Source organism: Nostoc sp. FACHB-892 (assembly GCF_014698795.1).
GTDB lineage: Bacteria > Cyanobacteriota > Cyanobacteriia > Cyanobacteriales > Nostocaceae > Nostoc.
The window spans coordinates 22,112-36,756 of sequence record NZ_JACJTR010000025.1 but is presented as its reverse complement, the minus strand read 5'-3'; the positions used below and the strand labels follow the sequence as shown (position 1 = coordinate 36,756).

At 40.6% G+C, this 14,645-nt stretch carries 7 protein-coding genes; 6 read left to right on the top strand and 1 reads right to left on the bottom strand.

Annotated elements, in window-relative coordinates; translation table 11 throughout:
* The first annotated feature begins 229 nt into the window (after window positions 1-229).
* Together H6G96_RS26280 and H6G96_RS26275 are read left to right on the top strand one after the other, a co-directional pair.
* Entirely contained in the window at window positions 230-4,633 is a 4,404-nt protein-coding gene (locus H6G96_RS26280; RefSeq protein WP_190914986.1) for a filamentous hemagglutinin N-terminal domain-containing protein, read from the top strand.
* Entirely contained in the window at window positions 4,599-7,220 is a 2,622-nt protein-coding gene (locus H6G96_RS26275; protein ID WP_190914983.1) for a CHAT domain-containing protein, read from the top strand. The genes H6G96_RS26280 and H6G96_RS26275 overlap by 35 nt, the downstream gene beginning before the upstream one ends.
* A gap of 37 nt (window positions 7,221-7,257) precedes the next feature.
* Here H6G96_RS26275 and H6G96_RS26270 read toward each other — a convergent pair whose 3' ends face one another.
* Window positions 7,258-8,103: a DUF928 domain-containing protein gene (locus H6G96_RS26270; protein WP_190915078.1), complete on the bottom strand. Its 846-nt coding sequence runs from the start codon at window positions 8,101-8,103 to the stop codon at window positions 7,258-7,260.
* A gap of 594 nt (window positions 8,104-8,697) precedes the next feature.
* Between H6G96_RS26270 and H6G96_RS26265 the strand changes: the two genes are divergently transcribed.
* The 4 genes from H6G96_RS26265 to H6G96_RS26250 all read left to right on the top strand — a co-directional run bounded on the left by H6G96_RS26265 (window position 8,698) and on the right by H6G96_RS26250 (window position 14,642).
* Window positions 8,698-10,341: a phage tail sheath subtilisin-like domain-containing protein gene (locus H6G96_RS26265; protein ID WP_190914981.1), complete on the top strand. Its 1,644-nt coding sequence runs from the start codon at window positions 8,698-8,700 to the stop codon at window positions 10,339-10,341.
* A 10-nt stretch (window positions 10,342-10,351) separates the two neighbouring features.
* On the top strand, window positions 10,352-10,831 hold the full coding sequence (locus tag H6G96_RS26260; protein ID WP_190914979.1) for a phage tail protein: 480 nt from the start codon (window positions 10,352-10,354) through the stop codon (window positions 10,829-10,831).
* A 101-nt stretch (window positions 10,832-10,932) separates the two neighbouring features.
* Window positions 10,933-11,670, top strand: coding sequence for a phage baseplate protein (locus tag H6G96_RS26255; RefSeq protein WP_190914977.1), 738 nt, complete (start codon window positions 10,933-10,935; stop codon window positions 11,668-11,670).
* Complete coding sequence (locus tag H6G96_RS26250) at window positions 11,670-14,642, top strand: hypothetical protein (protein ID WP_190914975.1); 2,973 nt, start codon at window positions 11,670-11,672, stop codon at window positions 14,640-14,642. Before H6G96_RS26255 ends, H6G96_RS26250 begins: the two co-directional genes overlap by 1 nt.
* Window positions 14,643-14,645: the final 3 nt, after the last annotated feature.

The window sequence follows — 14,645 nt, the reverse complement described above, 5'->3', positions numbered from 1 at the left end:
GAACTTACGCATTGACAATAAACTGACTATATGCTAATCTATGCCACTTCTGTTTTAGATGTTCGAGGATAAAGTCACGAGCTACTTGAACAAATAAATGCCTACGGCATCGGCTGTTTTTTCGTTTTTTTTACCCCAATTTTTGTCTATTTTGTCAATGCGTAAGTTCTAACACTTCTACGAAGATTTCGGCTGACAAGCTAAATTTCCTTTTCTATAGGAGAGTGCAATGTCTTTTAGAACTGAGCGTTTGGATTGGTTACAAGGTCTAGGAATTGCCATTGTCAGCGCCATTCCCTTATATGCAAATATCTCAGTTGCTCAAATTACGCCAGATGGAACTTTGCCAAATAATTCTAACGTGAGATTAGAGGGTAATACCAGAGTTATTGAGGGTGGAACCACAAGAGGCGCTAATCTCTTCCACAGCTTTGAAGAATTCTCAGTTTCCAATGGCAGTGCTGCTTTCTTCAATAATGCACCTGATATTCAGAACATTTTGACACGAGTAACGGGTAAATCAATTTCTAATATTGATGGCTTAATTCGTGCTAACGGTCAAGCAAACTTATTCTTACTTAATCCTAATGGTATTGTTTTTGGACAAAATGCCCGCTTAGATATTGGCGGGTCGTTTTCTGCAACTACAGCAAGCAGTTTCAAGTTTCTTAACGGCAGTACCTTCAGTGCAACTAATCCCCAAGCGCCACCGTTGCTAACAATTAGCGTCACTCCAGGGTTACAGTATGGAACATCGCAACCAGGGGCAACTATTACAAGTACTGGAAATTTAGCATCAAAGCTTGATTTAACACTCGTGGCTGATAATTTGGAGTTGTCTGGACGGCTAAGTTCTGGAAGAAATCTCAATATTGGTGGTGTATCTGGTTTAGCAAATATTAATGCTCTGAATACTCCAATTTTCAGCGCGTTGGGGGATGTAGATATAGCAGCCAACTATATAGGCGCATCGCTGTTAGTTGAAGCAAAGGGTAATATTCGCTTTAGGGGAGAGATTAATATCACACAACCAGGTACTGGGTTACAAAATGGGTCAGATACCCAAACCTTAAGCAACAGTTCAGCATTAATACTGCGCTCAGGACAAAATACCCTGGTTTACGGGGATAATACTTTAGGGAATGCACTAGCGTCTAGTAGTTTAGATATTCCACAGGGGATTACCTTAAGTAAGGATGTTGTTCTACAACCGTTTAATGGGATTGGGGGGATAGTTAGCTCTCAAGCTGAGTCGGGAAATATCAAAACTCAATTTATTAGCATTAATGGAACACAAAATAATGATGCTACAACTTCCACCGCTGGAGGTATTTTTGACTTGATTAGCATTAATGGAACACAAAACAATGATGCTATAACTTCCTCCGATGAAGGTACTATTGACTTGAAAGCCATTAACGGTAATATTGAAACTCAGAATTTATTCTCTTTCTCGCATGGCAATTACACAGCTGGTTCTGGAGGCGCGATTCACTTAGACGCTAATGGTAGCCTAAGTACAGGAAATTTGAACTCTTCCTCGTATTCTGAAGAGGGTATCGCCAAAAATGGGGGTGAGATTCAGCTAACTGCTGGCTTTGGAGACATTACCACTGGCTTTTTGGCATCTAACTCATTATCCAACGCCGCAGGTACAGGTGGCAATGGTGGGGATATTACCATCAGTGCCGTTCATGGCAACATTGCCACTACTGGCGATTTGTTCTCTTACTCTCAGAACAACTTATACTCCTTTTTACGTACAGCAGGTAATGGGGGAGCAATAATACTGAATGCAGGTGAAAATATTAATATAGGAGACCTGTCCTCCTTTTCCTCCTCAGAAGGTACATCGGGTAATGGGGGAGCGATAACACTGAATACAGGTGCAAATATTAATACAGGATTACTGTCCTCCTACTCCCTCTCCTCTTCAGGGACAGCAGGTAATGGGGGAGCGATAACACTGAATACAGGTGCAGATATTAAAACAGGAGACCTGTACTCCCCCTCCGTCTCCTCTTCAGGGACAGCGGGTAATGGGGGAGCGATAACACTGAATACAGATGCAAATATTAATACAGAATTACTGTTCTCCTCCTCCTCTTCAGGTACAGTGGGTAATTCAGGGATAGCGGGTAATGGGGGAGCGATAACACTGAATGCAGATGCAAATATTAATACAGGATTACTGTCCTCCTCCTCCTACTCCTCTTCAGGGACAGCGGGTAATGGGGGAGCGATAACACTGAATACAGATGCAAATATTAATATAGGAGACCTGGCCTCCTTCTCCTACTCCTCTTCAGGGACAGCGGGTAATGGGGGAGCGATAACACTGAATACAGATGCAAATATTAATATAGGAAACCTGATCTCCTACTCCTACTCCTCTTCAGGTACAGCAGGTAATGGGGGAGCGATAACACTGAGCGCTGGAGATACTATCAAATTTCAACAATATGACTTTTCTACTAACACATACAGACTGAGTTCAAGAGGTTCAATTAACTCCTTTGGAGCAACGGGTTCAGGAAACATTACTATTAAGAGCAATGCTCCTTTTGTTTTAGACAATGCTACAATATCAAGCGATACATTTGGTTCTGGGAAAGCGGGAGATATTAAAATTAGTGTTCCTTCAATTTCCCTCACTTTAGGCGCACAATTATCCGCTTCCACTCATAGCACAGGAGCAGGCGGAAACATTACAATAGTAGCTCCTGATAAAGTAGAAGTGACTGGCAAAACAACCAACGTACCCCAAGGTATTTTTACCGATTATAGTAACATTATTGGACTTCCACCAGGTACATACCTTGGCGGTTATATTCCTAATGGAAGTACTGACCAACCGCCAGATGGAACTGTATTTTCTTCAGGTGTGTTTTCCCAAACAACCGTTGGTTCTACTGGCAGCGCTGGTAACTTAAAAATAGAAACTGGAAGGCTTATTATTAATAATGGCGCAGCGATCGCCACAACCAGTTTTGGAAAAAATAGTAATGTAGGTAACGTTAGTAATGCAGGTGACATTTCCATCAAAGCTAGTGACTCGATATCAATTGACAATGGCTCAATATTGAGCGGGGTGGCTCCTAATGCGATCGGTAACAGTGGTAAAGTTGAACTGAGCAGCGCATCATCTGTTTCCATAACCAATTCTGGACTTGTACAAACCCAGACTTTAGGAGATGGAATGGCAGGAGAGATAGTGGTAAATGCTGATATAGTCAGCATTTCTAATAAAGGAAGCGCTTTACGTTCAGCCAGTGGTAGTACTTCAGCCAGTGGTGGTACTAATGAATTATTACCAGGAACATCTAATAGTAGTCAAATTGGACGGGGTGGTAATATCAGTGTTGCAGCCAAGAATCTACAGGTAACTGATGGAGCGGTTTTAGATGCAACAACTGTGACTAACTCAACAGGGGGCGATATCACAGTTAAAGCTAACACTTTGAGTGTTGAAGATGGAAAGATTCTCACCTCCACCTATGGCGCAGGAAACGCTGGGAGTTTAAGTTTTCAACCTCTTGGTGATGGGCAAACTTTAACGGTGAATTTCCAAAAAGAAGCGCAAATATCTGCATCAACAAGTAGTAGCGGTCAAGGTGGAACCTTAAGAATGACTGCCCCTGAATCTATTACTATCACTGGCAATGGCTCAATTATATCTGCTGAAACTACAGGCGCTGGCAAGGGCGGAGATTTAACTTTGAGTACAGGAAATTTAGTAGCACGGGATGGGGCACAAGTTACAGTTAAGAGCGAAAATTCCGGGAACGCTGGCAACCTAACTGTAAATGCTAACTCTATTTTGCTAGACAACAGCGCCAAAATTAACGCCGATACTACTGGAGGTGGGGGAGATATCTTTCTCAATTCACCTTTGTTATTACTGCGTCGAGGTAGCAGTATAACCACTAACGCCAGGGGTTATGATATCACTGGTGGCGATATTACCATTGATGCCAAAAATGGCTTTATCATCGCCGTTCCCAATGAAAATAGCGACATCAGTGCAGATTCCGCTAACGCCCGTGGCGGGAATGTCATTATCAGAAATGCTGCTGGTATCTTTGGTATCCGTTCTAGAAAAGACCCTTCCCTAAACACAAGTGATATTACCGCCACAGGAGCAACGCCTGATTTAAGCGGCAATATAGAAATTACTCGACCTGATGTAAACCCTAGTAACGGTTTAGTCGAACTGCCAATTAATCTAGTTGATGCTTCTAACCAAATTTCCACCGCCTGCACTCCTGGAAGTCGGCAATTCCAAAATACATTTGTGGTAACAGGACGCGGCGGACTACCCATCAATCCTACTGAGCCATTACAAGATTCAAGTACTCTATCAGGTTGGGTAAGATTGAGACCACAACCAGAAAACTTAGCACACACAACAACTGTGCCACAACCAACAGCATCAACTACTTCTAAAATTGCTGCTAGAATTCCAATTGTGGAAGCTTCTGGCTGGGTAATTGATAGCAATGGACATATAGAACTAGTAGCACAAGTTCCTCAACTCAATCCCCGCAGCCCTTGGCAAACACCTGCTGACTGTCCTGTATCTCAGGGAGGCGTGAAATATGACAAAACTTCCGCTGCCAAAGCGAGTAATTAGATTTGCGGTAACTTCCGTACTCCTATTTACCCTTGCTGTTTTCCTGACTATTATCCCTAGCACGTTCGCTAAACAAAAGACAAATTCACCAGACGGGTTTCACATCCAAACCAATAAACCCCCAGCTACAAAACCACAGGCACTTCTTGAGCAAGGAGAAGCACTTTATCAAGCAGGACGCTTTGCTGAAGCGATAAATGTTCTCCAACAAGCTGTCCGTACCTATCAACAACAAAGCAATAACCTCGCACAAGCCGCAGCGCAAACTAACCTCTCTCTTGTATACCAGCAACTCGGCTCGCGGAAAGAAGCTTATGCAACTATTGACAATAGCTTAAATTTACTTGGCTGGGATAAGATAAATCAAAAGTTAAATGTTAACAATCCAAAATCTGAATTGTTAGAAATTCTTGCACAAACTCTAAATACTCAAGGCGAATTGCAACTAGCAGACGGACAAACTGATGCATCCTTTCAAACATCGCAACAAGCAGAGCAAGTCTGGAAGAAATTAGGTGACAATGCTGGAGTAACGCGCAGCCGGATTAACCAAGCACAAGCCCTACGAGTTGCTGGTTTTTACCGCCGTAGCTTAAATATATTGAATGATGTATCCCAACAATTAATTTCCCAACCTGACTCAGTTGTAAAAGTAACAGCTTTGCGATCGCTTGGCAATGTCTTACAACAATTAGGCGAACTTGAGTCATCCCAGAAAAACTTACAACGAAGCTTAGAAATCGCTCAACGTCTGCAACTGCCTCTAGAAATTAGTTTGACGGAATTTAGCCTCGGTAATACTACTAGGTCGTTAAGTAATATTAAAGAGGCGATCGGTCATTATGAAAATGCTGCCAAAATTGCACCAAACTCTTTAGCCAAAGTTCAAGCCCTGATTAATCAGCTGAGTTTGCTGGTCGAAAGCGAACGTATCACTGAAGCAAAGTCATTAATACCTACAATCCAATCTCAAATCCCAAATCTACCTACCAATCAAGCCAGTGTTTATGCACAAATCCATTTGGCTCAGACTTTGACCAAATTTGGTAACAAAAAAGACATTGCAGAGATTTTGGCAAGTAGCGTTCAGCAAGCCAAAATAATCGGCGATGAACGTGCCGAATCTTATGCACTAGGCAGCTTGGGAGAAGTTTACGAGCAGAACCAACAATTGCAAGAAGCACAGGATTTGACGCAGCAAGGGTTATTTCTGGCTCAAAAAATTGATGCCTCAGATATAGCTTATCGCCTTGAGTGGCAGTTAGGACGCTTACTCAAAGCACAGGGAAATACCGAAGCCGCCATATCTGCTTATGATGCTGCTGTAACAAGTCTTCAGTCTCTTCGCAGCGATTTAGTTGCGGTTAATCGAGACGTGCAGTTCAATTTTCGCGAGCGCATAGAACCCCTTTATCGGCAGTCTGTAGAGCTGATTTTACAAGAAAAAGGACAAGGAAAACCAGATTTAGATAAGGCACGACAGCGAATTGAAGCCTTGCAACTTGCAGAACTCGACAACTTTTTCCGAGAAGCTTGCTTGAACAATCAATTTGTGGCGTTAGACAAAGTAGTAGACCGCGACAACCCGAATACTGCTATTTTATATCCGATTATTCTAGATAACCATTTAGAAATTATTATCAAACTTCCCGAACAAGCGTTGATACATAAAACTTCTAAAGTCAATCGTCAGCAAGTAGAGCAAGTTATTACAAAAATACGAGAGACAATAGTCGAACCCGATGCTAATCAGAAATTTAAAGCAGCTTCTCAACAGCTTTATAATTGGTTAATCAAACCAGTTGAAACAGACCTCAAAAATAGTAAAGTTAATACTTTAGTTTTTATCCCAGATGGGTTGCTGCGAAATATCCCGATGTCTGCATTGTATGATGGCGCATTGTATTTAGTCCAAAAATACTCTGTAGCTATTAGCCCCGGACTGCAACTATTTACTCCCAAACCTCTAGGACAGAAAGAATTAAATGCCCTTGCTGGAGGACTATCACAACCACCCAAAAATGAAAAGTTTGCAGCGCTTCCCTATGTTAAGGATGAACTAAAATTCATTCAAGAATCAGGCGTATCGACAACTATATTATTGAATGAAGATTTTAGAAGTACAACTTTAGAAAAAACCATCAATACTCAACCTTTTAAAGTTGTCCACTTGGCAACTCACGGGCAATTTAGCTCTAAAGCAAAAGACACTTTTATCTTAGCATCTGATGGACGTATCAATGTGAGTGAATTAGATAGCTTGCTCAAAAGTAGAGAGCAAAAACGAACAGAGCCAGTTGAATTACTGGTTTTAAGTGCTTGCGAAACCGCAGCAGGAGATAACCGAGCTGCGTTGGGATTAGCAGGAGTTGCCCTACGTGCAGGTGCGCGGAGTACTTTAGCCTCCCTATGGCAAATTGGCGATAACTCCACAGCTTTGTTTATTGAGGAATTTTACCATCAGTTAGTGACTGGTAAAACTACAGCAGAGGCTTTACGCTTTGCTCAATTAAAATTACTTGAAACTCGTGAATATAACCGTCCAATGTACTGGGCGCCCTACGTTATAGTTGGTAATTGGTTGTAGAAATCTAGGCTTTATAGATACTTTACTAGATATGAAATTATTCGCTGTTTGGTAATTTAATTATAGGCATCGTAGCAATATTATTCAAATTAACAGATTGCAATAAACTTTGCCAGTCTTCTTCAACAGATGCATCTCTATAATTAGAAATGCGTATTTGTGCTAGCATATTTAAAGCATCAAACCAAATCCCTTTTTCAGCATAGATTATAATCTTCTGCCGAGGTTCATTTGCGGCTTCTATTTGTTGAATAACACGAGAATCTAAATTAATTCTTTTAATGTCCCCTTCTACATATACAGGAATGCTTCCTGCCTTTTTGTTACAATGTACTTTTAAATACCAGCGATATGTCTTATCTACTTCTAACGAAGCAGCAGTATTAGGGAGAGAAATACCAATGACGCTTGGCTTTGAAGGTAGGGCGATCGCATTTCTATAAACATCATTTTCGGCGCTATCCTGTAAGCTAAATTCAGCGCTTGAGTTAGATAAATCCTTAATGTAAGGGATATAAAACCAAAACGTAGGCCGTTCTGAAGTGGTTAGTCCCTCTACAATCCCGATAATTGACTTGTTTTTCTGTTCCCCAACCTTTTGTTCTTCTTGAAATGGTACTAAGGCAGTGAGAGGGGTTGGAACCGCAGGGCAATTATCTCGACTACCCATTCCTGCTCTACGCCCAGATACAGGACTTAATGAAGCAGGTGCTTTTGGCAAAACAAAAACTGGTCGAGAAGTAGGTTGTTGAGGTAAAGTCCTACTTTTGGGTGGTTGCACAGGCTGCTTGGTCGTTGCTGGTTGTTTAGTTTGGCCTGTTACCTTTGTTGGATAATAGGTGACGCTGCTCAAGATCAGAGCAATTGTTAGCACCCATTTCATATTCCTAGATGCTACCAGTATAAACGCGTAGATACTCTTAGACATTTTACTCTCCTATTAAAAAGGAAATTTAGTTTGCAATCTTTTATTAACTATACGTATCAACACAATCAATTTATGCATAAGCAAGGATATCAACAAATTTCTGGCTACTGGTATGACTTGTAAAAAAATAATCAACTCACTAAAGCAGACATTTTGTCAAGTATATTAAGGTTGAAATTAGGTTCAAAAAATTAAGCTGACTGTCATTGAAAGCTCAAGACTTATACCTGCTGATTAAGACGCAGTATTGTTTTGCGCCTATCTAGAGCCACTAAGAGACTCCAGATAGTGAATAAACTCATCTCACTGCTACCAATTCAGAATTAGAAGGTTCAGCTAACCTGATTTTCCCCAGTAAATAAACTTGTCTCACTGTTACCAATTAATAATTAAAAGACCCACAGTGAATAAACTTATCTCACGCTACCAAGTTAAAAATTAAGTAAGTTTATTGAGTGCAATCACTATTCGTCTTAGACGCGATCGTTTGAAATCTCAAACTAAATTTGTCAATTTGTAACTTCTAAATACTTAACTAGAGATTGAACAATGCCGATACAACCAACTTATCCAGGCGTTTATGTAGAAGAAATTCCTAGTGGAGTACGCACGATTACAGGCGTATCTACCTCTATTACTGCTTTTATTGGTCGCGCCTTACGAGGCCCTATAGACGAGCCAATTACTATCAACAATTATGGCGACTTTGAACGCATTTTTGGAGGATTGTGGCTGAATAGTCCTCTTGGCTATGCTGTACGAGATTTTTACCTCAATGGTGGTAGCCAAGCAATTATTGTCCGACTCACTCACTCTAAGCTGAAACAGGCAGAAGGTCAAACTCCACCAGAAGGTCAAACTCCACCAGAAAGTGAAGCTCCAGGACAAACCGAACCCACAGCTAAGAAGGCACAACTAAATATTAATGGTCTTAACTTAGAAGCAGCAAACGAAGGCAACTGGGGAAATCTCTTAAGAGTGCGGATTGAATATCTAGATGTTAATGTAGTACGAGACGCAGAGTCACAAAAACTATTCAACATTAAAGTTCTTGATCAAAATACAAATCAACTGGAACTATTTCGCAACGTATCGGTGCTGCCAAATCATCCCAGACGAGTAGATAAAGTTTTGTTGAATGAGTCTTATTTGGTTCGATTTAGAGATGAATCTTTGCCAACAGACAGACCAGCTGCTCATGCTCAACTAACACCAGATAAAAGGTTGTGGGATGATAACGATACAAACACCAAAGCGGAAGAAAACAGTGGTTCAGATGGTGACGATTTAGAAGTAAATGACTTCACTGGGTTAAATAAAGAAGCAAATAAACAGGGTCTTTATGCTTTAAATAAAGCCGATCTATTTAATATTCTTTGTATTCCGCCTTATAAAAATGATGGCAATATAGATTATGATTCTTTAGTCGATCCAGCAGCAGAATTTTGTAAAGACCGTCGCGCGTTTTTCATCATCGATCCGCCTACTAGTTGGACTGATAAGGATAAGGCCAAGAAGGGTATTCAGAGCCTTGGTGCGCCGACTAGTTATGCTGCTGTTTTCTTTCCTAGAATCAAACAGCCAAATCCTTTACGAGAAAATCAAATAGAAGAATTTGTCCCTTGTGGTGCGATCGCGGGTGTATTTGCTCGTACTGATGTTGAACGCGGTGTGTGGAAAGCTCCAGCAGGTACAGAAGCAATACTGACGGGCGTACCCCAATTGAGTGTACCTCTAACAGACGCAGAAAATGGGGAATTGAATCCTCTGGGAATTAATTGTTTGCGAACTCTACCAGCTTTTGGTCGGGTGATTTGGGGATCGCGGACGCGCAAGGGAGATGACCGTCTTACCGATGAATGGAAATATATTCCGGTTCGCCGTTTCGCGCTTTTCTTGGAAGAAAGTCTTTATCGCGGTACGCAATGGGTTGTTTTTGAGCCAAATGACGAGCCGTTGTGGGCGCAAATTCGCTTGAATCTTGGAGCTTTTATGCATACTCTCTTTCTTCAAGGAGCTTTTCAAGGTACTAAGTCGGAAGATGCTTACTTTGTGAAGTGCGATAAGGAAACAACAATTCAAAATGATATTAATTTAGGAATTGTCAATATCATTGTTGGTTTTGCTCCTCTCAAACCTGCTGAATTTGTGATTCTCAAGATTCAGCAAATAGCCGGACAAATAGCAGTTTAAGGAGAAATATATGCCTTCTATTTCAGGTACAGGTAAGCGTAAAGACACTTACAAAAACTTTAAGTTTGTTGTGAAAATCGATGGGAAAGAAGTGCTTGGGGTAAGTAAAGTCAGCAGTCTGAAGCGAACCACTGAGGTAATAGAACATCGCGCAGGTGGCGACCCTAGCACTGTCTATAAGTCTCCAGGACAAAGCAAGTATGATGCTATCACTTTAGAACGAGGTATTACTACAGATCCTGATTTTGAAAATTGGGCAAAGAAGGTCTGGGAGCTTGGTAAGAAAGGTTCAGAAGTGTCTCTAGCAGATTTCCGTAAAGATATCACCATTGAGGTTCGTGATGAAGCTGGTGAAAAAGCTACTTCATATAGCGTTTTTGGTTGCTGGGTTTCGGAATATCAAGCTTTACCAGACCTTGATGCTAGTGCTAATGCTGTCGCTATCGAGTACATAAAGATAGAAAATGAAGGTTGGGAACGTTCGCCTTAGTTAATCAAGATTTGATTTTTGAAAATCCAAGTTGGCTAAAAATCTGCCCTATAAAGGTTTAGTTCTCAATATACTCAGCAAGATTCAAGCAGGATTCCTATATGCGATCGCTATCAGCTTCAGAACTGTTAAATATCTGGGAATGGGGACGTAATCAGCCATCTTGGTCTAGAGCAATCAAGCTACTAGCTACTGCTTGTCCTGAAACCTCCATAGATATGCTTACTCAACTCAGTCTTGGTCAGCGTGATGCCATGCTGCTGACATTACGAGAGTGGACATTTGGTTCGCAGCTGGTTAGTCAAGTGACCTGTCCAAGCTGTGGTGAAGTTTTGGAACTTAATTTTGATGTTGCAGATATGCGTGTAGCATCACTGTCACTTGAACCAATAGAGAAATATTGTCTTGAAATTGCTGATTGTGAGGTTAGTTTTCGTCTACCAAACAGTTTAGATATGATAGCGATCACCGAACACAAACAGCCAGAAATTTCCCAAGAGATTTTATTAGAACGCTGTATTTTGGAAGCAGTGCGTGGCGGTGAATATCTGCCGTTTCAGCAATTGCCATCTCATGTGAGCAATGCAATTATTGCCCAGATGGCTCAGGTTGATCCTCAAGCAAATGTGCCAATTGATATTTCCTGTTCCCTTTGCAACCACCAATGGCAATCATTGTTTGATATCGTGGCGTTTTTCTGGGCTGAGATTAACACTTGGGGATTTCGAGTTTTGCGAGAGGTGCATACTTTGGCTGCTGCTTACGGTTGGCGTGAAGCTGATGTTTTGGCGATGAGTCCCAGACGGCGGCAATTGTACTTAAAAATGGTGACTGACTGATGAGCAATTATCTGTTTGATTTGATAGCTAAAAGCTTTAACTTAATCGATACAGTTCAACCTCTTGTTTTATCAGTCTTTGAACCGTTACCAGAGTCTACCCTTGGCTGGGAGTCATCAATTACTACAGAATCAACTGAGTTAAAAACAACATCACAAGCCGAGGGATTTCCTAGTTATGAAATTGTACAATCCTTGGAGTGGCGATCGCCTGCAACAAACTTGCAAATATCTGAAGAAATAACTAACCCGCTCTTAACTAATTTAACTTCTGCATCCGTTCAATCTTCCCAACAAATACTAAAGTCAATTCCTAATTTGGCATACAAGCCTGATTTAGAATTATCCTCCAATTGGCCTTTTTTAGAGTCAGTACCAACTCAAATTAGTACTGATAATCAGCAATTGGTTGCAAAGACAGAGGGAAAAACAAGTACTACTCCATTAAATTTTGATACTGTTCTATCCTCACAGAATCAATTAATTCAAATTAATCCTATCATTTCTTTTGCCGAACCTTCAAATCTAGTCAATTTGGAACCATTCTTCACTCAAACTTTTCTAGAATCAAAAACACTTTCAACGCCTGTAAATCAAATAATCTCTCATTTCAATACAGAGCTATTGAAGCCTGCACTTTTGCCACAAACAAAGATTTCTCTATCGAATCATCTCATTTCTGTACAGGCTAGAGAATTAAATACTTCTTTCTCTGACCCAATCTCTAGACAGAGCCAACTTATACCTAAATCTTTAGTCCAGCAACTAATTGACATCGATCATCTGGGTTTATTTTTGCAATTACCTATAAAGCCAGATTTGCAAGTACCTTTTAACGAACATCCAATCAAGCCAGTAATATTTCCATTTGCTCCCCAAGAGAAAACATTTTTGCAGTCAAATTTGAATACCACAATTTTAAGGACTGCGATCGCAAAGGAAAACAATGCTCCTGTTTCAAAATTAGTTGGAGAAAAATCGGAAAAACTTATAAATCAATTATTAAATAATCAATCGATTGAAATTAGTCGAGCCGTGTCTCTTTATCCCTTACTAAAGGTATTGTATTTTAAACAATCTCTTTCGCAAATACAACCAGAAACCACTACTATCTTATCAATCCCTAACGTTATAGAACAGGGTAAATCTGTAACTGAAAACTTACATAGGCAACCTACAGAAATTAATCCAGTCTTTACCCATTCGCAGTTACCATTGGTCGAAAGTTATGAAGCATTTCCCTCTCAACTTCAATCAGAACTAACAGCGATACCCTTGGTAAGCTTTGCTAATGTACCTACTATTACTCAATTGTCGCCTTTAACACCTGCCTTAGCAGTTGAAACTAACACTCATGGTTCTACTTTAATTCAACCACAGGAACAACTTGTAACTGAATCACTACAAAAACAATCTCTACAATCAGGAAATATTTCAACTTCAGAAATATTATCCAGACAGATTGTAGAACAACCAACAGCGATACTTTCGGCAAGCTTTGCTAATGCATCTGCTATTAATCAAGAGTCGCCTTTAATACCGACAATCACGATAAAAACTAATACTCCCAATTCTACTTTAATTCAACCACAGGAACAACTTGTAAATGAATTACCACAAAAGCGTTCGCTACAAATAAATAGAAATCCTTCATCTGCTCAAATACAACAGCTGATGGGTTCACAGTTATCTATTCCAGAAAAACCTATAAACAACGCACCTGTTATTAATCAAATATTGCCTACAAATCAAAAAACATTGAAACTTGGGTTGACAGTAGAAACTAGCACTCCTGCCTTAAGTTCTGTAATTCACCACCAAGAACAACCTGCAAGTAAATTAGTACAACAGCAATTACTACAAATACCTGGGAATGTTTTATCTTTGCAAGTACAAAAGCTTATCAGTCCACAACTAGCTTTTAGTGAGATTTTAGAAGAACCTGTGGCGATACCTACCCTGCGGGAACCTCTTCTCTACGAGACCCTACGCGAACGAGGAACGGTAAGCTCTGCTAACGCATCTATTATTGATAGTACGTTATTGAATTTACACAAACAGAGCTTAGTACCTACAATTGCTCAACCACAAGAAAAAATTATGTCTGATGTGCCAGAAACTCAGCAGAAGTTTGCCCACAAAAATGTTTCATCAATGCAGCCACTTCTTCCAGATGCCTCTGCTAAACTATCTTCGCCTCAGACAAACAGTTCTATTCCACCATTCGTAGATAATCTACCATCGTCTGTCACCTCACAACTGACAACTCAGCTAACTGCTATTAATTCAGATATAGTACCAACTCCTGCTTTGCATCCTTCAACTGTAGGAACTGACATACAATCGCAAGTAAACTTTTCTAACTCTCACTTGTCTGATTTTCATACAGAAAAAGCTTCTGATCAGGAAGTCAGATCGCAAAACCATAATAAGAATTACCACAAACATATTGCTATCCAGAAAGTTGGCGTTGTCGAACAGTGTGATGAATTGGAGCAAGCTGGGGAAGTGATGAACATTAATTATGCCCATTATCCTGCAAATATGCAATGTCAGCAAATTAATCCTAATGAAGGTACATTAACCAGCGCAGTTGAAAACTTAATATTGCCCCAGAACGTATCCCCTAACCTATCTATGTCTGCGGATAGAGGCAGAGATAGGGTAGAGTCTTCTTACTTTAGGCAATTGGAAGAATCTGATTTAAGACCCTTATCTGAACCTATTAATGACCTTAATGTGAAAAATTTGTCAGTTATTGCACATAATAGCAAAAAAGCTCACAAGCGTTGGCGAAGCCCGTCGCAGACATCGCCACAGGTGGACACACCACCTGCTATTCAAGTCACAATTGGTAAGCTAGAAATTCGCAGTGCAGCCCCAGCACCACCTCCGCCTCGATCAAAGCCCCGTCCAGCACCATCTGTGATGAGTTTAAATGAATACTTGCAACGACGTGCTAGAAGGGGGTAAGCG

Coding starts and splice junctions, on each gene's coding strand:
- H6G96_RS26280 (WP_190914986.1), top strand. CDS start 230: ATGTCTTTTAGAACTGAGCGTTTGGATTGGTTACAAGGTCTAGGAATT.
- H6G96_RS26265 (WP_190914981.1), top strand. CDS start 8,698: ATGCCGATACAACCAACTTATCCAGGCGTTTATGTAGAAGAAATTCCT.
- H6G96_RS26260 (WP_190914979.1), top strand. CDS start 10,352: ATGCCTTCTATTTCAGGTACAGGTAAGCGTAAAGACACTTACAAAAAC.
- H6G96_RS26255 (WP_190914977.1), top strand. CDS start 10,933: ATGCGATCGCTATCAGCTTCAGAACTGTTAAATATCTGGGAATGGGGA.
- H6G96_RS26275 (WP_190914983.1), top strand. CDS start 4,599: ATGACAAAACTTCCGCTGCCAAAGCGAGTAATTAGATTTGCGGTAACT.
- H6G96_RS26250 (WP_190914975.1), top strand. CDS start 11,670: ATGAGCAATTATCTGTTTGATTTGATAGCTAAAAGCTTTAACTTAATC.
- H6G96_RS26270 (WP_190915078.1), bottom strand. CDS start 8,103: ATGAAATGGGTGCTAACAATTGCTCTGATCTTGAGCAGCGTCACCTAT.